9 protein-coding genes and 2 pseudogenes are annotated in these 17,990 nt (G+C 68.2%); 8 read left to right on the top strand and 3 right to left on the bottom strand.

Translation table 11 applies throughout. The annotated features are described in order from the left end of the window. Positions 1–46: 46 nt before the first annotated feature. The 7 genes and pseudogenes from BW730_RS09105 to BW730_RS09075 all read left to right on the top strand — a co-directional run bounded on the left by BW730_RS09105 (position 47) and on the right by BW730_RS09075 (position 13,282). A complete protein-coding gene (locus BW730_RS09105; RefSeq protein WP_077685962.1) occupies positions 47–2,353 on the top strand; it encodes a lamin tail domain-containing protein in 2,307 nt (768 codons plus the stop codon). Positions 2,354–2,675: 322 nt separating this feature from the next. Further along, positions 2,676–3,047 carry a 30S ribosomal protein S12 gene (gene rpsL, locus BW730_RS09100; protein ID WP_077685961.1) on the top strand — a complete coding sequence of 124 codons (372 nt, stop codon included), beginning with the start codon at positions 2,676–2,678 and terminating at the stop codon, positions 3,045–3,047. Then, complete coding sequence (rpsG, locus tag BW730_RS09095; protein WP_077685960.1) at positions 3,047–3,517, top strand: 30S ribosomal protein S7; 471 nt, start codon at positions 3,047–3,049, stop codon at positions 3,515–3,517. The genes rpsL and rpsG overlap by 1 nt, the downstream gene beginning before the upstream one ends. A 109-nt stretch (positions 3,518–3,626) precedes the next feature. Further along, a pseudogene (gene fusA, locus BW730_RS09090) lies at positions 3,627–5,671 on the top strand (elongation factor G). A gap of 234 nt (positions 5,672–5,905) precedes the next feature. Next, positions 5,906–7,105, top strand: a complete 1,200-nt coding sequence (gene tuf, locus BW730_RS09085) for an elongation factor Tu (RefSeq protein WP_077685959.1) — start codon at positions 5,906–5,908, stop codon at positions 7,103–7,105. 1,564 nt (positions 7,106–8,669) lie between these two features. Further along, positions 8,670–12,476, top strand: coding sequence for a putative Ig domain-containing protein (locus tag BW730_RS09080; RefSeq protein ID WP_077685958.1), 3,807 nt, complete (start codon positions 8,670–8,672; stop codon positions 12,474–12,476). A 140-nt stretch (positions 12,477–12,616) separates the two neighbouring features. Next, entirely contained in the window at positions 12,617–13,282 is a 666-nt protein-coding gene (locus BW730_RS09075) for a dihydrofolate reductase family protein (RefSeq protein WP_077685957.1), read from the top strand. A gap of 9 nt (positions 13,283–13,291) precedes the next feature. On the opposite strand, the pseudogene BW730_RS09070 reads toward BW730_RS09075, so the two are convergent. Beyond that, positions 13,292–14,970, bottom strand: a pseudogene (locus tag BW730_RS09070) (glutamine--tRNA ligase/YqeY domain fusion protein). A 29-nt stretch (positions 14,971–14,999) separates the two neighbouring features. Then, on the bottom strand, positions 15,000–15,515 hold the full coding sequence (locus BW730_RS09065; protein WP_077685956.1) for a DUF4112 domain-containing protein: 516 nt from the start codon (positions 15,513–15,515) through the stop codon (positions 15,000–15,002). A gap of 150 nt (positions 15,516–15,665) precedes the next feature. Between BW730_RS09065 and gltX the strand changes: the two genes are divergently transcribed. Beyond that, on the top strand, positions 15,666–17,054 hold the full coding sequence (gene gltX, locus BW730_RS09060; RefSeq protein ID WP_237268036.1) for a glutamate--tRNA ligase: 1,389 nt from the start codon (positions 15,666–15,668) through the stop codon (positions 17,052–17,054). On the opposite strand, the gene BW730_RS09055 is transcribed toward gltX, so the two are convergent. Continuing rightward, positions 17,051–17,962, bottom strand: a complete 912-nt coding sequence (locus BW730_RS09055) for a hypothetical protein (protein WP_077685954.1) — start codon at positions 17,960–17,962, stop codon at positions 17,051–17,053. The two genes, gltX and BW730_RS09055, sit on opposite strands and share 4 nt — an antisense overlap. Positions 17,963–17,990: the final 28 nt, after the last annotated feature.

The raw sequence follows: 17,990 nt of genomic DNA, 5'->3' as shown, positions 1-17,990 counted from the left end.
CCGCTGCAAGGCTCTGGCAGCACGCACCACGATCAGGAGCCAGCCCATGCGCACACCCCGCGCCATCTTGGCCGCCGCGCTCGCCTTCACGCTGCTGGGGTCCGTCCCCGGCGAGGCCGAGGCAGCAGCGACAGGCATCGTCATCAACGAGATCGAGTCCGACGGCGACGCCGTCGGTGACTGGGTCGAGCTGTACAACCCCACCACGCAGGCCATCGACATCTCCGGCGTCGTGATCCGCGACAACGACGACACCCACACGCTCACCGTGCCGACCGGCACCACGGTCGCCGCTGGCGGCTACTACGCCATCTACACCGACACCGACCCCGACGTCGGCTTCGGGCTCGGCAAGAACGACTCGGTACGCCTCTACGACGCCGACGCGACCACCCTGCTCGACGAGCACGCCTGGACCGGACACGCCTCCACCAGCTACGGCCGCTGCCCCGATGGCGTGGGGGAGTTCGCGACCACCGCTCAGCCGACCCGGGGCGCTGCCAACGCCTGCCAGCTTCCCGGCAAGGTCGTCATCAACGAGATCGAGTCGCAGGCAGGCTCGCCCGACGACTGGATCGAGCTGTACAACGCGGGCGGCTCCACCGTCGACCTGGCGGGTTACGTGCTGAGCGACAACTCAGACGACCACCGCCTGACGCTACCCGCGGGGACCAGCGTCGCGCCCGGCGCGTTCCTCACGGTCGACGTCGCCACCGTCGACGGAGGCTTCGGGCTCGGCGGCGCCGACTCCGCCCGCCTCTTCGCGGCCGACGGCACCACGCTCCTCGACTCCCACTCCTGGACGCAGCACTCCGCCACCAGCCTCGCCCGGTGCCCCGACGGCACCGGCGCGCTGCGCGACTCCGAGACCCCGACCAAGAACGCCGCCAACAAGTGCGCTCCGCTGGCCGTCCCGAAGGTCGCCATCAACGAGGTCAACTCGGACTCCGCGCCCGCGGACTTCATCGAGCTGTTCAACTACGGCACCGAAGCGGCCGACCTCAGCGGCTTCCTCATCAAGGACAACGACGACGCCCGCACCGACACCATCAAGGCGGGCACCGTGCTGCAGCCGGGCGGCTACCTGCTCCTCAAGGCCGACATCGACTTCTCCTTCGGGCTGGGCAAGGCCGACAGCGCCAGGCTCTTCCTGCCCGACGGAACGCTTGTCGACTCGTTCGACTACCAGGCCCACGGCGTGCCGAGCTGGGGTCGCTGCCCCAACGGCACGGGGGAGTGGACCCAGCCCGCCGCGCTGACCCCCGGCTACGGCAACTGCGGCGAGGAGCCCCCGACGCCTGAGCCGGGCAACGACCCGTGGCCGGGTGCCCAGGGCACCACGACCGTCGACACCGTCGCGATGTTCCTCGAGGACTCCTCGGGCCTTGACTTCACCGTCGAGGACGGCAACCCGGTGCTCTGGGCGGTCGACAACGGCACCGGCACCTTCTGGAAGCTGAACGTCACGGCCGACGGTGGCGCCACCTTCGCCGACGGGTGGGCGGCGGGCAAGCGCGCCCGGTTCGCCAAGGACGCAGACGACCCGGCCGCCAAGGGCCCTGACGCGGAGGGCATCACCGTCGCGGGCGACGGGTTCATCTACCTGGCCTCGGAGCGCGACAACTCCGACAAGGGCGTCAACTTCAACTCGGTCCTGAAGATCGACCCGAACCGTCCCGGCCCCGACGTCGTCGCGAGCCAGGAGTGGGACCTCACCGCCTCCCTGCCGCAGGTCTCGGCCAACACTGGCATCGAGGCCGTCGAATGGGTCTCCGACGCCGACCTGGTCGGCAAGCTGTGGGACGACTCCCGGGACAAGGCCTACGACCCGGCCGACTACCCGCTGCACGGTGACGGCCTCTTCTTCGTCGCCGTCGAGGACAACGGAGGGGTCTACGGGTACGCGCTCAACTCGGACGGCACCCTCGCGCAGATCTCGCTCGTCATCCCAGGGCTGGGCGGCGTGATGGCGCTCGACTACGACACCACGCTCGGCGTGATGTGGGCGATGTGCGATGACGGTTGCTCGGGCACCGGCGTGCAGATCACCCTCAACGGGACGCCCGAGCCGGCCGTCCGGCTGATCGAGCGACCGACGGGCCTACCGGACACCAACAACGAGGGCTTCGCCACCTCCACCCTGTGCGACGCGGGGGAGCGCGACGCCTGGTGGTTCACCGACGGGGTCCGCCCCGGCGCGCTGCACCGCGGGTCGCTCGGTTGCCCCTCTGACCCGGGCCCGACCGGGCCCCCGACGCCCCGGCCGAGCCCGTCCGGGTCGCCCCGACCCGTCCCGTCGGTGTCGGCCGGCCCCGGCACGCCACGCCCTGGCCTGCCTCACACCGGCGTCTAGGCACCCGTGGAGAGGGGCGTCGACCGATCACGGTCGGCGCCCCTTCGCTGGTGGGCGTCGTGCCACCAGGGCCTGAGCCCGTCGCTTTTGATTCTCCCTCAGGCGTGGAGTAATCTTGACGGGCGTGCCCGGTTGCTCGGGCCGATTTGTGCGTGCCCTGGCATGGTGGATCGCTCTCCGACGTTGCAGGAGAGCGTGGATGTGCTGAGTCCGCACGGCAGTGATCTACCTCGAGGCCATACGGTGACTTGATCTCGGAGTGGAAAAGCTGCGCCAGGGAAGATAAACGTACGTCCACCAATAACGAAAGTGATACCAGCAGGTGCCAACAATCCAGCAGCTGGTCCGCAAGGGCCGAACAGACAAGATTTCCAAGAACAAGACGCCCGCGCTCAAGGGTTCGCCCCAGCGTCGCGGCGTGTGCACTCGTGTTTACACCACGACGCCGAAGAAGCCGAACTCCGCGCTCCGTAAGGTCGCGCGTGTGCGTTTGAGCTCCGGCATCGAGGTGACCGCGTACATCCCGGGTGTGGGCCACAACCTGCAGGAGCACTCGATGGTGCTCGTCCGTGGCGGTCGTGTGAAGGACCTCCCCGGCGTGCGCTACAAGATCATCCGCGGCGCGCTTGACACCCAGGGTGTCAAGGGCCGCAAGCAGGCTCGCAGCCGCTACGGCGCGAAGAAGGAGAAGTAATGCCTCGCAAGGGTCCCGCGCCGAAGCGCCCCGTCGTCGTCGATCCGGTTTACGGTTCGCAGATCGTTACCCAGCTCGTCAGCAAGATCCTGCTTGACGGCAAGAAGACTGTTGCCCAGGCCATCGTCTACGACGCGATGGAAGGCACCCGCGAGAAGACCGGTGTCGATCCGGTCCAGACGCTGAAGAAGGCGCTCGACAACATCCGCCCCTCCCTCGAGGTCAAGTCGCGTCGTGTCGGTGGCGCGACGTACCAGGTCCCGATCGAGGTCAAGCCGGCCCGTCAGACCACGCTCGCGATGCGCTGGCTCGTCTCCTTCTCCCGCGCCCGTCGCGAGAAGACGATGACCGAGCGTCTGATGAACGAGATCCTCGACGCCTCTAACGGCCTCGGCGCGTCCGTGAAGCGCCGCGAGGACACGCACAAGATGGCTGAGGCCAACCGCGCCTTCGCGCACTACCGCTGGTGAGCCGATGCCCCCGAGCCGCAAGGCCGGGGGCGCTCCCGCGCTTTTTTGAAGACTTCATAAGAAGGAATGCACTGTGACCGACCTGAATAAGGTTCGCAACATTGGCATCATGGCCCACATCGATGCCGGTAAGACCACCACCACCGAGCGCATCTTGTTCTACACGGGCAAGAACCACAAGATCGGTGAGACCCACGATGGCGCAGCCACCATGGACTGGATGGAGCAGGAGCAGGAGCGCGGCATCACGATCACGTCCGCCGCGACGACCTGTTTCTGGCACGAAAACCTCATCAACATCATCGACACCCCGGGTCACGTCGACTTCACCGTCGAGGTGGAGCGTTCGCTCCGCGTCCTCGACGGCGCCGTCGCGGTGTTCGACGGTGTAGCTGGCGTCGAGCCCCAGTCGATGACGGTGTGGCGTCAGGCCACCAAGTACGGTGTCCCGCGCATCTGCTACATCAACAAGCTTGACCGCACCGGCGCTTCCTTCGACCACGTCGTCAAGACGATCCGCGAGCGCCTCAACACCGACCCGGTGCTGCTGCAGCTCCCGATCGGCGCCGAGGGCGACTTCCTCGGAGTCGTCGACGTCGTGCAGATGCGGGCCCTGACCTGGCGCGGCGAGACCGTGATGGGTGAGGACTACGAGATCGAGGAGATCCCCGCGGATCTCAAGGCCGCCGCTGAGGAGGCCCACGCCACGCTGATCGAGCGCGTCTCCGATGTGGACGACGAGATCATGGAGATGTTCCTCGAGGGCCAGGAGCCCTCCGTCGAGCAGATCAAGGCCGCCATCCGCAAGGGTGTCATCTCGAACACCTTCACCGCGGTCGTGTGTGGCACCTCGTTCAAGAACAAGGGCGTCCAGCCCCTGCTCGACGCGGTCATCGACTACCTTCCCTCGCCGCTCGACGTTCCCGCCATCGACGGCTTCAAGCCCGGTGACGAGTCCGTCGTCCTCGAGCGTCAGCCCTCCGACGAGGAGCCGCTGTCGATCCTGGCGTTCAAGGTCGCCGCTGATCCGCACCTGGGCAAGCTGACCTTCGTGCGCATCTACTCGGGCGTGCTCACCGCGGGAACGCAGGTGCTCAACTCGACCAAGGGTCGCAAGGAGCGCATCGGCAAGATCTACCAGATGCACGCCAACAAGCGTGAGGAGATCCCCCAGATCGGCGCAGGCATGATCTGTGCGGTGATGGGTCTGAAGGACACCACCACGGGCGAAACCCTGTGTGATCCGAGCAACCCCATCGTGCTCGAGTCGATGACCTTCCCGGCCCCCGTGATCGAGCAGGCCATCGAGCCGAAGACCAAGTCCGACCAGGAGAAGCTGGGCACCGCGATCCAGCGCCTGGCCGAAGAGGATCCGACCTTCCGCGTCCACACGGACGAGGAGACCGGCCAGACGATCATCGCAGGCATGGGCGAGCTCCACCTGGACGTGCTCATCGACCGCATGCGTCGTGAGTTCAAGGTCGAGGCCAACATCGGCAAGCCGCAGGTGGCCTACCGTGAGACCCTGCGTCGCAAGGTCGAGAAGATCGAGTACACGCACAAGAAGCAGACCGGTGGTTCCGGCCAGTTCGCGCGCGTCATCATCGACCTCGAGCCGACCGAGCCGGGCTCGGGCTACGAGTTCGTCAACGCCGTGACCGGTGGCCGCGTCCCCCGCGAGTACATCCCCGCGGTGGACCAGGGCATCCGTGAGGCCATGCAGTTCGGCGTGCTCGCCGGCTACCCGGTCGACAACATCAAGGCGACCCTGACCGACGGCGCGTACCACGACGTCGACTCCTCGGAGCTCGCGTTCAAGCTCGCCGGCGCTCAGGCCTTCAAGGAGGCCGCCCGCAAGGCCGACCCGGCCATCCTCGAGCCGATGATGGCCGTCGAGGTGACCACCCCGAGGACTACCTCGGCACGGTCATCGGCGACCTGAACTCGCGTCGCGGCCAGGTCCGTTCGATGGACGAGCAGCACGGCAACCGCGTCGTGAACGCGCTCGTGCCGCTGTCGGAGATGTTCGGCTACGTCGGCGACCTGCGGTCGAAGACGTCGGGCCAGGCGTCGTACTCCATGGAGTTCGATTCCTACGCCGAGACGCCGAAGAACATCGCCGAGGAGATCATCGCCAAGGCGAAGGGCGAGTGAGCCTGACGGCGCACTGAACCAAGCAGAAGCTGGCCGGGGGGAGCACCCCCGGCCAGCTTCTTCGTTGTTCCTGGAGCGTCCCGGCAGGTGGCCCGCCCCGGTTTGGCGTCACGCGGCAGGATCGCTAGGATGTGGTAGGTATGGCGTTCGGCTGTGTGCTCGTTCGTCGACACTCTTAGGGGAAACACCCAACGCCGCACATTCCCGTGCGGCGATATCCAAGAAGGAGCCCTCGTGGCAAAGGCCAAGTTTGAGCGGACTAAGCCGCACGTAAACATCGGCACCATCGGACACGTCGACCACGGCAAGACCACTCTGACCGCGGCGATCACGAAGGTGCTTCACGACCGCTACCCGGAGTGGAACGCTGTCTCGGCGTTCGACCAGATCGACAAGGCTCCCGAGGAGCGCCAGCGCGGTATCACCATCTCGATCTCGCACGTCGAGTACCAGACCGAGAAGCGCCACTACGCGCACGTTGACTGCCCCGGCCACGCCGACTACGTCAAGAACATGATCACCGGTGCCGCCCAGATGGACGGCGCGATCCTCGTCGTTGCCGCCACCGACGGCCCGATGGCTCAGACCCACGAGCACATCCTCCTGGCCCGCCAGGTTGGCGTGCCCGCGATCGTCGTCGCCCTCAACAAGTGCGACATGATCGACGAGGCTGACGCCGACCTGATCGACCTGGTCGAGATGGAGCTCCGTGAGATCCTCTCCGCGCAGGAGTTCGACGGCGACGAGCTGCCGATCGTCCGCGTTGCCGCCTTCCCCGCCCTCCAGGGCGACGAGAAGTGGGCCGACACGATCGTCGAGCTGATGAACGCTGTCGACGACTACATCCCGCAGCCGGAGCGCGACACCGACAAGCCCTTCCTGATGCCCGTTGAGGACGTCTTCACGATCACCGGTCGTGGCACCGTCATCACCGGCCGTATCGAGCGCGGCATCGTCCGCACGGGCGACACCGTCGACCTGGTCGGCATCCGTGAGGACAAGCAGACCTCCACCGTCACCGGTGTCGAGATGTTCCGCAAGATCCTCGACGAGGGTCGCGCTGGCGAGAACGTCGGTCTGCTGCTCCGCGGCACCAAGAAGGAAGACGTCGAGCGCGGCATGGTCGTGATCGCCCCCGGGTCGACCACGCCTCACACCGATTTCGAGGCCAACGTCTACGTTCTGACCAAGGAAGAGGGCGGCCGTCACAAGCCGTTCTTCTCGAACTACTCGCCTCAGTTCTACTTCCGTACGACTGACGTGACCGGCGTTGTCCAGCTCCCCGCTGGCACCGAGATGGTCATGCCCGGCGACAACACCGAGATGACCGTTCACCTGAACAAGCCCATCGCGATGGAGGAGAACCTCAAGTTCGCCATCCGCGAAGGAGGCCGCACCGTCGGCGCAGGTAACGTCGTCAAGATCATCAAGTGATCATCTGACTCACTGAGTCTCTGAAGGGCCGCATGGGAGACCATGCGGCCCTTCAGCATGTCCTGGGCCTGCTGGTTGAGCCGGCCGCGGCGACGTAGTCGCCTGCTGGCGTGTCGAAACCCTCTGTGGCGTTCTGGGGTCTGCTGGTTGGGTCGGTCCCGGGCGACGCAGTCGCCTGCTGGCGAGTCGAAACCCCCGTGGTGTCAGGCTCGTGGGCGAGCTTGTCTGCGGTCAGCCGGGGCCGGGAGCCGGGCGGCGTTGTCGGCGGCCTGGGTGGTTGGCCTCGGGTAGGTCGGGTGCGGGTTACTGAGGCCGCCCGGCGTCCCGTCCCCGTCTGCCCTGTCCCGCTGGTTGAGCCGGCCGCGGCGACGTAGTCGCTGGCTGCCGTGTCGAAACCCTCTGTGGCGTTCTCGGGTCTGCTGGTTGGGTCCGTCCCAGGCGACTTAGTCGCCTGCTGCCGTGTCGAAACCCCCGTGGTGTCAGGCTCTTGGGTGAGCTTGTCTGCGGTCAGCCGGGGCCGGGAACCGGGCGGCTTTGTCGGCGGCCTTGGTGCTTGGCCTCGGGTAGGTCGGGGGTGAGGTTGTTTGAGGCCGCCCGGCGTCCCGTCCCCGTCTGCCCTGTCCCGCTGGTTGAGCCGGCCGCGGCGACGTAGTCGCTGGCTGCCGTGTCGAAACCCTCTGTGGCGTTCTCGGGTCTGCTGGTTGGGTCCGTCCCAGGCGACTTAGTCGCCTGCTGCCGTGTCGAAACCCCCGTGGTGTCAGGCTCTTGGGTGAGCTTGTCTGCGGTCAGCCGGGGCCGGGAACCGGGCGGCGTTGTCGGGGGCCTTGGTGCTTGGCCTCGGGTAGATCGGGTACTCGGGTTGCTGAGGCCGCCCGGCGTCCCGTCCCCGTCTGCCCTGGTGTTGGGCTCTGGAGGGTGTTGGGTACCGTGCCCTCGATTGGCGCGACCGCGGCGCGCACCTCGGTCGCCCCGCTGGGGTCGGGTCGCTTGAGGCGTGTGTCGTTGCGTTGGTGGTCGGGTTTGGCGTGCTGCGCGGTGGGGCGACGTGCGGGCTCACGGCCGTCACTTCCGGCACGTCGCGTTCCGCTCGGCGCTGGGTGTCTCGCTCTTGTTGAGGTCGGTGACGTAGTCACGTGCTGCCGCGGTGAGATCTTCGGTGGTGTCCTGGGGCCCGCTGGCGCGTCGAAACCTCTGGCGCCTAGTGCTGGGACTTTCTGCTTGGGTGTGGGTGGTTTCGACCGATGCGGTCCCCTGGCGGGCACCCTCATGGCTCAACCAACTGGGGGAGCGGCCGGCTGGGAGGTGACATGAGTGAAGCCGAGGCGAGGGCGCCGTTGCCCTCGACTCGGCTGCATCCGACACTAGTGGCGCGTCGGGGCCGCGACGCGGTCGACGGGGCAACTGTTATCGACTTGTGATGGGTTCCCCGCGAGGCCAACGCGCCTGGGCGATCGAGCGCCGTCGCTCACTCGTATTGAGCGGTTATTTTGTCGAACCCGTTCAATGTTAACGCTAGCATAGGGTGATCCCCGTCCCGATCAATGCAGATCCCGATGGGAGTCCCATGCGACGACAACAACCCCGCGCGAGCATTCGCGCACTGGCTGCGGGCGCTCTAGCGCTCACCCTGACCGCCGGAGCAGGAGCCGGCAGTGCCTTTGCGAGCCCCACAGACGCCCTCGACGTGTCCTTCGGCGGCTCGCTCGTCGGCACCACGCAGTACACGACCCAGGGCGACGAGGCCCAGCGCGGCGTGCTGCACCGGATCGCCGGAGGGGAGGAGCAGGTGCCCGAAGGCGTCCGCCTCGCCGGAGGCACCCAAGGCCTGCGGTTCGACGCCGCCGACCTTGACCTGGCGGCAGGCAGCCAGAGCTATGTGATGGAGTCCCGCTTCACCGCGACGGCCGCACCCGAGCTCAGCACCTACCTGTCCGCTGGCGGCAACGTGTTCGTCCGCGCCCAGAACGGCAAGCTCCGGTACGGCTACTCCAGCAACGCCACGGGCAAGTGGGTCGACTCCTTCAAGGAGGCAGCGCTCCCCGCGCTCGACAAGGAGCACGCCCTGTCGCTGCATTACCGCGCAACCGACGCGGGCGTCACCGTCGACCTCTCGCTCGACGGCGAGGCGCTGCCCGCCGTGACCGGAACCAGTCCCGCGAACGTGTCGACCGGGCTTTCCAAGGCCTTCGGCTTCGGCAACGAGGTCAACCCGGCCGGCGGCAACCGCGGCTTCGTCGGCGCGATCCACCAGGTGCGCGTCAACGCCACCGACGGTACTGGCGACCGGTTCGAACTGCAGCCCCGACCCGCCGCGACCGAGACAATGCTGCTCGGCTTCGACGGCTCCGTCGACGCGGGCGCCTACACCCCGGCCGCGGGCGAACTCGCCGCGGGATCGGTCAAGGCGCTCGGCGGTGCGACCGTGGCAGGCTCCGCGCTGACCCTCACGGGCGGCGGACAGGCCCTGACGTTCACGCCCACCAGCAACCCGATGCCCGACCAGGACATCGCCGCGGGCTTCGTCGCGGAGGCGGAGTTCACGCCGACCGGCGCCCAGTCCGAACTCGGCACCCTGATCGGCGTCGGAGGCAACTTCTACGTCCGCTTCAGCGGAGGCGCCCTGCAGTACGGCTACTCCGGTAACAACGGCAAGTGGGTCGAGTACCGCGCCGCAGCAGGCGAGTTGACGGCGGGCGAGAAGCACGTCGTCTCCGTCGCCTACATCCCGGAGGCCGCAGGGGGAGCCCGCGTGCTGCTCTGGGTCGACGGATACGCCCAACCCGAGCTGAAGGGCGCACTGCTCAGCAGGCAGTCCGCCAGCCGCGGCGTGGTGGCCTTCGGCAACGAGGCCAACCCCGGGGCGCAGACCCGCGGCTTCAAGGGTTCGATCGACCGCGCCCGCTTCGCGCTGCTCAACGGCGAGTTCAAGGACGCCGCCTTCACCTTCCAGAGCCTCAAGCCGCCGGTCTCCTGCGATCCCGTCGAGGTCGTGCCCGGCAACTACGTGCCGGTCAGCCGCACCGACTGCGACGACAACATCATCAAGAAGGCAAGCGCCGTGCGACCCACCGAGGGCCAGCTCGACTGGCAGGAACTGCAGCTCACCGGCTTCATGCACTTCGGCATCAACACCTTCTACAACCAGGAGTGGGGCAACGGCAAGGAAGACCCCAGCCGCTTCAACCCGACAGGCACCGTCGACGTCGACGCCTGGGCCAAGACCCTGCGCGACGAGGGCTTCAAGATGGGAATCCTCACCCTGAAGCACCACGACGGCTTCCAGCTCTGGCCCTCGCGCTACTCCTCCTTCACCGTCGCCAACACTCCATGGCTCGACGGCGAGGGCGACATCATGGCCGACTACGCAAAGGCCGCGAAGAAGTACGGCCTGAAGGTCGGCGTCTACCTGTCCCCGGCCGACTCGTGGGCCGAGCATGCTGGCATCTTCGCCAACGGCTCGCCGAAGTCGATGCGTACCATCCCGACCCTCGTCGAGGGCGACGACCGGGCGGGCAAGGACCTGCCGACGTTCGAGTACGAGGCCACCGACTACGGCCAGTACTTCCTCAACCAGCTCTACGAGGTGCTCACCGAGTACGGCGAGATCGACGAGGTCTGGTTCGACGGCGCTGGCGGCAACACCTCCGGCTCCGAGAAGTTCGACTACGTCGCCTACTACGACCTGATCCACAAGCTGCAGCCGGGCGCCCAGATCGCCGTCGGCGGACCTGACGTCCGCTGGGTCGGCAACGAGGCGGGCTACGCCCGCGACGCAGAATGGGGCGCCGTCCCGATCAAGATGACCACCATCGGCGACAAGATCGGTGGCGTGCTTCCCGCGATGCCGAAGGCCGCCGACGACGCGTGGGTGATCAACGCCGTCAAGTCCGGCGGTGCCAACGCGCTGCACTGGTGGCCCGCCGAGGCCGACATGAAGCTCACCGGCGGCTGGTTCGCGCATCCCGGCGACAGCCCCAAGAGCGGTGCCGCGCTGCTGAACTCGCACTGGGACCGCACCGTCGGCCAGAGCGCAGTGATGCTGCTCAACGTCCCGCCGACGACGGCAGGCAGCTTCGCCCCGTCCTCGGTCGCCGCGCTGGAGAGCTTCTCGAGCCTCCGCCGCCAGGCGTACGGGGACAACGCGGCCCTCGGGGCGAGCGCCACCGCGGGCCAGGCCGACGCGTCCGCCGTCACCGACGGCAACCTGCGCAGCTCCTGGCTGTCGGAGACCGGCGAGGACCGCACGCCGATCACCGTCGACCTTGGGCAGCCGAGCACCGTCTCGCGGATGAGCCTCGCCGAGGACACCCTCGACCACGGCCAGCAGGTGCGCTCCTTCACGGTGGAGTACCTCAACGGAGACACCTGGGTGCAGGCGGCGACCGGCACCACGATCGGCGTCAGCCGGATCGTCAAGCTGGCGAACCCCGTCACCGCGCAGCAGTGGCGGATCACCGTCACCTCCGCCCGCGGCCAGTACGCCATCGCTGACTGGTCGCTGTACCGGCAGGCGGCAACCGACCCGGGCAAGCCGACCGAACTCTGGATCGACTGCTCCGCCCCAACCGCAGGGTCGGGCACCAAGGACCGTCCGATCAACTCCCTCGAGCAACTCCGTCAGCTCGACCTGGCGCCGGGTGCCGACCTGCACGTCAAGTCGGGTACGGCATGCGAGGCGTCGACGGCGAGCCTGTGGGCCTACGGCACCGCGGACAACCCGGTCGTCGTCGACACCTATGACGGCTTCGACCTGCCCACCATCGGCGGCCGACCCGCCACCGAATGGTTCGAGGGCCGCGGTGGCGACCACGTCGAGGCGTTCCTGCGGATCACCGCCAACGAGGCACCCGTCGTCGAGGCCATCCCCGACGCGACCTTCGTCGAGGGCACACCGGTGGCCCTCGCCGTGCGGGCGAGCGACCCGGACGGGCCCCTCGGGTACGCCGCCACCGGCCTGCCGGAGGGAGTCACGATCGACGCCGCCACCGGCGAGATCGCGGGCGTGAGCCAGGCGGTCGGGGAGCATCGGATCGCCGTGACGGTGACCGACGCGCTGGGCGCGGCGAGCACCGCCGAGTTCACGCTCGCGGTGACGGCCCAGGTCAGCGGGGAGGGGCCGGTCATCTCGCCGGTCGCCGACCAGGTCGCGAACAAGGGGAGGCCGTTCAGCCTGAAGGTCAAGGCCTCCGGTCAGCCGCGGCCGCTGGAGCACGCCGCGACCGGACTGCCTGCAGGCCTGTCGATGCACCCGCGCTCGGGCGTGATCACCGGCAAGCCGAGCGTCACCGGCACCTTCGACGTCGTCGTGACCGTCACCAACGCGGCAGGCGCAGCCGCAACGGCCACGTTCACGATCCGCGTCGCGGGCTGAGCCTCGAACACCATCCGTGCCCCCGTCGCTGCCCGCGGCGGGGGCACGGTCGTGTCCCGGCACCGTGGATCTCCGAACGGCCGCGCGGGGCGGGCCCCCTGTGCTGTGCTGTCTCCAGGAATCGCGAGGGAGGATCGGCCATGGCTGGACGCGTACGGGTACACAACTTCTCCATCTCGCTCGACGGCTTCGGCGTCGGGGAGGGGCAGCGGCTCGAGGAACCGTTCGGGCACGCCGGGCACCGGCTGATGCAGTGGGCGCTGCCGACCCGCACCTTTCAACGGATGGGCTTCCACGGCTCCGACGCCGGCACGGTCGGCGTCGACGAGGCCTTCGCGGGGCAGTGGGCCGAGGGCATCGGCGTCGAGATCATGGGGCGCAACAAGTTCGGCCCGCAGCGCGGCCCGTGGACCGACCACGACTGGAAGGGCTGGTGGGGCGAGGATCCGCCGTTCCACACGCCGGTGATCGTGCTGACCCACCACGTGCGACCCCCCGAGCCGATGGCCGGCGGCACGACGTTCTACTTCCTGGACGCCACCCCGCAGGACGCGATCGCCAAGGCACGCACGCTGGGGGACGGACGCGACATCCGGATCGGTGGAGGCACCACGACGGTGCGCGAGTTCCTGGTCGCCGACCTGATCGACGAGTTGCACCTCGTCGTCGTGCCGATCCTGCTTGGACGCGGGGAGCGGTTGTGGGACGGGCTCGAGGGCCTGGAGGAACGCTTCACGATCGAGGCGGTCGGCTCCCCGAGCGGGGTCGTCCACCTCACCCTCGCGCGGCGCCAGGCCGACGGGTAAGGGGGCCGCTCAGCCGCGCTTCTGGATCGAGGCCCACTCGTCGCGGAGCCCCACCGTGCGGTGGAAGTGCATCGTGGTGTCCGGGTCGGCAGCGAAGTAGCCGAGCCGCTCGAATTGGACGACCTCACCCGGTGCCGCGCCGGTCAGCGCCGACTCGACCTTGACGCCGTCGAGCAGTTCGCGGGAGTCGGGGTTCAGGTCGTCGAGCGCCTCACCGGTGCGTTCGCCGGGTGCCTCCGCAGTGAAGAGCCGGTCGTAGAGCGCGACCGTGGCCTCCTCGGCGTGCGGGGCCGAGACCCAGTGCATGGTCGACTTCACCCTTCGACCGTCGGGCGCGTTTCCGCCCTTTGTCTCGGGATCGTAGGTCGCGAGCACCTCGACGACGTTGCCCTCGTCGTCCTTGACAGCCTCGGTCGCCGTCACGAAGTAGGCGCCGCGCAGCCGCACCTCGCGGCCGGGGGAGAGGCGGAAGTACTTCGGGGCGGAACCTCCTGGAAGTCGTCCTGCTCGATCCACAGTTCGCCCGAGAACGCCACCATCCGGGTGCCGTCCTCCGGCCGCTCCGGGTTGTTGGTGATCTCGAAGTGCTCGACGACGGGCTTGCCCGCGGCGTCGGTAGGCCAGTTCGTCAGGCGCAGCTTCAGGGGCCGCAGCACCGCCATCCGGCGCTGGGCAGACGCGTTCAGGTCGCGCCGCACGTAGCTCTCGAGATACTCGATCGACTGGCGCGAGTTGGTGCGCGTGGTGCCGACCTCGCGGCAGAACGCGCGGATCGCGCTCGCCGGGTAGCCGCGGCGCCGCAGGCCGCGCAGCGTCGGCATCCGGGCGTCGTCCCAACCGTCGACGACGCCGTCGTTGACGAGCTTGGCGAGCCGCCGCTTCGAGGTGACGGTGTAGGTCAGCTCCAGCCGGGCGAACTCGTACTGGCGCGGGGGATCGACCACCTTCAACTGCTCAAGGAACCAGTCGTACAGCGGGCGGTGCGACTCGAACTCCAGCGTGCAGATCGAGTGCGTGACGCCCTCGATGGCGTCGGACTGGCCGTGCGCCCAGTCGTAGGTCGGGTAGATGACCCAGTCGTTGGCCGTGCGGTGGTGGTGCGAGTGGCGGATCCGGTACATGATCGGGTCGCGCAACTGCATGTTCTCGTGCGACATGTCGATCTTGGCGCGCAGCACCTTGCTGCCGTCCGGGAACTCTTCGGCCCTCATCCTGCGGAACAGGTCGAGGTTCTCCTCGGGCGAGCGGTCGCGGTAGGGGGAGTTGGTGCCCGGCTTGCCGAAGCCGCCGCGGCCGGCGGAGATCTCCTCGCCGGTCTGGTCGTCGACATAGGCGAGCCCGGCCTCGATGAGCTGCTCGGCCCACGCGTAGAGCTGTTCGAAGTAGTCAGACGCGAACCGCTCGTCGGCCGGCTCGTAGCCGAGCCAGCGGATGTCGGACATGATCGACTCGACGAACGACACGTCCTCCGTCTCGGGGTTGGTGTCGTCGAGGCGCAGCACGCAGCTGCCGCCGAAGTCGTCGGCGACGCCGAAGTCGACGACGATTGCCTTGGCGTGGCCGATGTGCAGGAAGCCGTTCGGCTCGGGTGGAAACCGCGTCTGGACCCGCCCGCCGCGCACACCCTGCTCGATGTCGTCTGAGACGGCATCGTAAATGAAGTTGGAGGGCATGGCGGGATCGGTCATGGCGACATGTTAGCCGGTCGCGGCAGGCGTCAACCCCGGGTCACCAGTAGCGTGATGAGCACGATCGGCACCAGCAGGATCAGCGCGAACATCGCCACGATGATTCCCGCGACGGCGATCCAGTAGCCCACCGACGCGTCCCTCACCTGACCGCGGTCGGCGATCGTGCGGTTGAGCAGTTTGAGGTTCTTGTTGTTCGAGCGCCAAGCGAAGTCGAGCAAGGCCCCCGCGTAGGGGATCAGGCCGACGAGCCAGTCGATGATCCAGTTCAGGAACATCCGGGCGAGCACGGAGAGAGGCATCTTCAACCGGACGGCGTCGAACATCAGTGCCGTCCCGAAGATCGCGCCGGTGGCGGTGCCCGCCCACGGGATCAGGCTGAGCAGTGGGTCGATCCCCACCCGGTACTTGGTTCCCGGGATCGGGACCAGATCCTCCAGCAGGTAGGTGAGCATCCTGGTCGCCTTGGCGGGGCGGTCGGGCTCCAACGCCTTCTCCGCCTGCCTACGGGCCGCCTCAAGCGCGCCCGGATCGTCAGTGCTCATGCGTCCAAGTGTGCCGCACCCGGCACCCAGGCGCGGCGGCCATTTCCTGCCCGGTCCTCTAGAGTTGGGGGCACTATGACCACTGACGCGCCCGCCCGCACCCGAGTCGCCCCGTCGCCCACCGGCGACCCACACGTCGGGACCGCCTTCATGGCGCTGTTCGACCTGGCCTGGGCACGCAAGACCGGCGGCCAGTTCGTGCTCCGCATCGAGGACACCGACCAGAACCGGCTGGTGGCGGGCTCCGAGCAGCAGATCTACGACTCGCTCGACTGGCTCGGCCTCTCCCCGGACGAGAGCCCGGCCAAGGGCGGCCCCTACGCGCCGTACAAGCAGTCGCAGCGCCTCGAGACCTACCGGCCCTTCGTCGAGCAGTTGGTCGCCGACGGCCACGCCTACTACTGCTGGTGCTCGTCGGAGCGCCTCGCCGAACTGCGCGAGGAGCAGAACAGGCAGAAACTGTCGACCACCGGCTACGACCGGCTCTGCTACGGCAAGACTCGCGAGGAGCGCGCCGCGCTTCCCGGCTTCTCCGAGACGCCCGTGGTGCGGATGCTGATTCCAGACGACGCCCCGCTCGAGTTCGACGACATCATCCGCGGCAGCGTCAAGGCGCCCCGCCCCGACGACCAGGTGATCCTCAAGGCCGACGGGTTCCCGACCTACCACCTCGCGGTCGTCGTCGACGACCACCTGATGGGCATCAACACGGTGGTCCGCGGCGAGGAGTGGATCTCCTCGACGCCCAAGCACATCCTGCTGTACCGCTGGCTGGGCTGGGAGCTTCCCGCGTTCGCGCACATGCCGCTGCTGCGCAACACCGACAAGTCGAAGATCTCCAAGCGCAAGAACCCGGCCGCCAGGCTGATGTGGTTCAAGGAGCAGGGCTACCTGCCGGAGGCGGTGCGCAACTTCCTCCAGTTGCTCGGCTACGCCGGCGACGAGGAGCACGAGGTCTCCACCTTCGAGGAGTTCGTCGAGAACTTCTCCTGGTCGAAGGTCAACACCGTCGGCCCGATCTTCGATCTGAAGAAGCTTGACTGGCTCAACGGGGCCTACCTGCGTTCCCTGAGCGCCGACGACCTCGCCGACCAGATCGCGGCCTTCGCCAGCGACACCGGGCAGTGGGTCGACCCCAACGACGAGCAGTTGGCGGTGCTTCGCCAGGCCGTTCCGATCATCCAGGAGCGCCTGGTGCTTCTCAAGGACGCGCTGCCGCAACTGGACTACCTGCTCGAGTCCGACGCGAACCTGGTCATCGAGCCGACCACGGTCAGCGAGCTTCCCGACAATGCCGCCGAGATCCTCGACGCCGCCATCGAGGTCACCGGGTCCGTCGACTTCGACGCGGCCAGCATCCAGGCAGACCTGCGGGAGAAGATCGTCGACGGCATGGGCATCAAGCCGAAGTTCGCGTTCGGGCCGATCCGGATCGCGATCTCAGGGCGAAAGGTCTCCCCGCCGCTGTTCGAATCGATGGAGATCCTCGGCCGCGACTCGTCCCTGACCCGGTTGCGCTCGCTGCGCGCCCAGATCTAGGTCGCCTCCACCTGGCGCGGCGCTCCGATCAGCCCTGGGGCGGCCGCGTCGACCCGCGGCAGGTAGTAGAGGGCGAGTGCGTCGATGAGGTCGACGACGCGTCGACGCGCCGCGTCGCGCTCGCCCGCGGGGGAGTCGTCGTCGGTCGCGATCCTGGTGGCCGACAGAAGTCTGCGGCCCGTTTCGCGCTTGTCGATGGGGAGATGGTTTAGGCCAAGGTGCTCGGCGTTGACCCGTGCCGACTCGAAGGCCGCCGCGACCTCCGCCGACTGGGCGGCGGTCCGCTCGTCCTGCGGGGTGTCGTCCCAGGTCGCCAGCGCGATCACGAACCGGCGCGTCGTCGGCTCGGCGCCGTCGAAGAGAGCGGGACTCTCGATCCGGTAGACGACGTCGAGCAGCAGTGCGCCGTAGGCCTCCTTCACCCTCGCGACGGCGTCGCCCGGCGGGTCGAGCGGGGGCTGCGGTTCGGCCGCGGGCGGCAGTTCCTCGATCCGCTCGACGATCCGGGGCACCGTCATCGGGTCGGTCTCGGAGGCCGACTCGTGGTTGCCGATCAGCCAGCGGACTCCGAAGCTGACGCCGAAGCCGACGAGAGCGCCAAGCAGCAAGGCCGGGAGGTACCCGATCGGCGGCAGCCACGGCTGGTTGACGGCTGCCCAGAGCGCGACGAGACCGGCCACGAACCAGCCGAGGACCTCAAGCTTCGTGACCCCGGGCAGGAAGTCCATGGCCCGCGTCGGCTCGAGGGTCTTGGGGTCGAACTCGTAGTACGGCACCTCCGCGGCGAGCGCAGGATCGAGCCCGGCGAAGGCCCGCGACCAGTCCCGCAGTGTCGCCCCACTGGGCACGACCTCGGTCTTCTGCTGCTCCGACCACGTCCCGACCTGCTGGGGAACCAGCGGGTGCATCTGAGTTCGCCGTCCTCGTCGTCGATGT

Origin of the sequence: Tessaracoccus aquimaris (genome assembly GCF_001997345.1) — a bacterium.
GTDB lineage: Bacteria > Actinomycetota > Actinomycetes > Propionibacteriales > Propionibacteriaceae > Arachnia > Arachnia aquimaris.
This window is presented reverse-complemented; position numbering and strand designations above follow the sequence as displayed.

What these genes read in the sequence shown, in the direction of transcription:
- rpsG (WP_077685960.1), top strand. Translation starts at nt 3,047, where the DNA reads ATGCCTCGCAAGGGTCCCGCGCCGAAGCGCCCCGTCGTCGTCGATCCG.
- BW730_RS09105 (WP_077685962.1), top strand. Translation starts at nt 47, where the DNA reads ATGCGCACACCCCGCGCCATCTTGGCCGCCGCGCTCGCCTTCACGCTG.
- gltX (WP_237268036.1), top strand. Translation starts at nt 15,666, where the DNA reads ATGGCGCTGTTCGACCTGGCCTGGGCACGCAAGACCGGCGGCCAGTTC.
- BW730_RS09065 (WP_077685956.1), bottom strand. Translation starts at nt 15,515, where the DNA reads ATGAGCACTGACGATCCGGGCGCGCTTGAGGCGGCCCGTAGGCAGGCG.
- BW730_RS09055 (WP_077685954.1), bottom strand. Translation starts at nt 17,962, where the DNA reads ATGCACCCGCTGGTTCCCCAGCAGGTCGGGACGTGGTCGGAGCAGCAG.
- BW730_RS09075 (WP_077685957.1), top strand. Translation starts at nt 12,617, where the DNA reads ATGGCTGGACGCGTACGGGTACACAACTTCTCCATCTCGCTCGACGGC.
- BW730_RS09080 (WP_077685958.1), top strand. Translation starts at nt 8,670, where the DNA reads ATGCGACGACAACAACCCCGCGCGAGCATTCGCGCACTGGCTGCGGGC.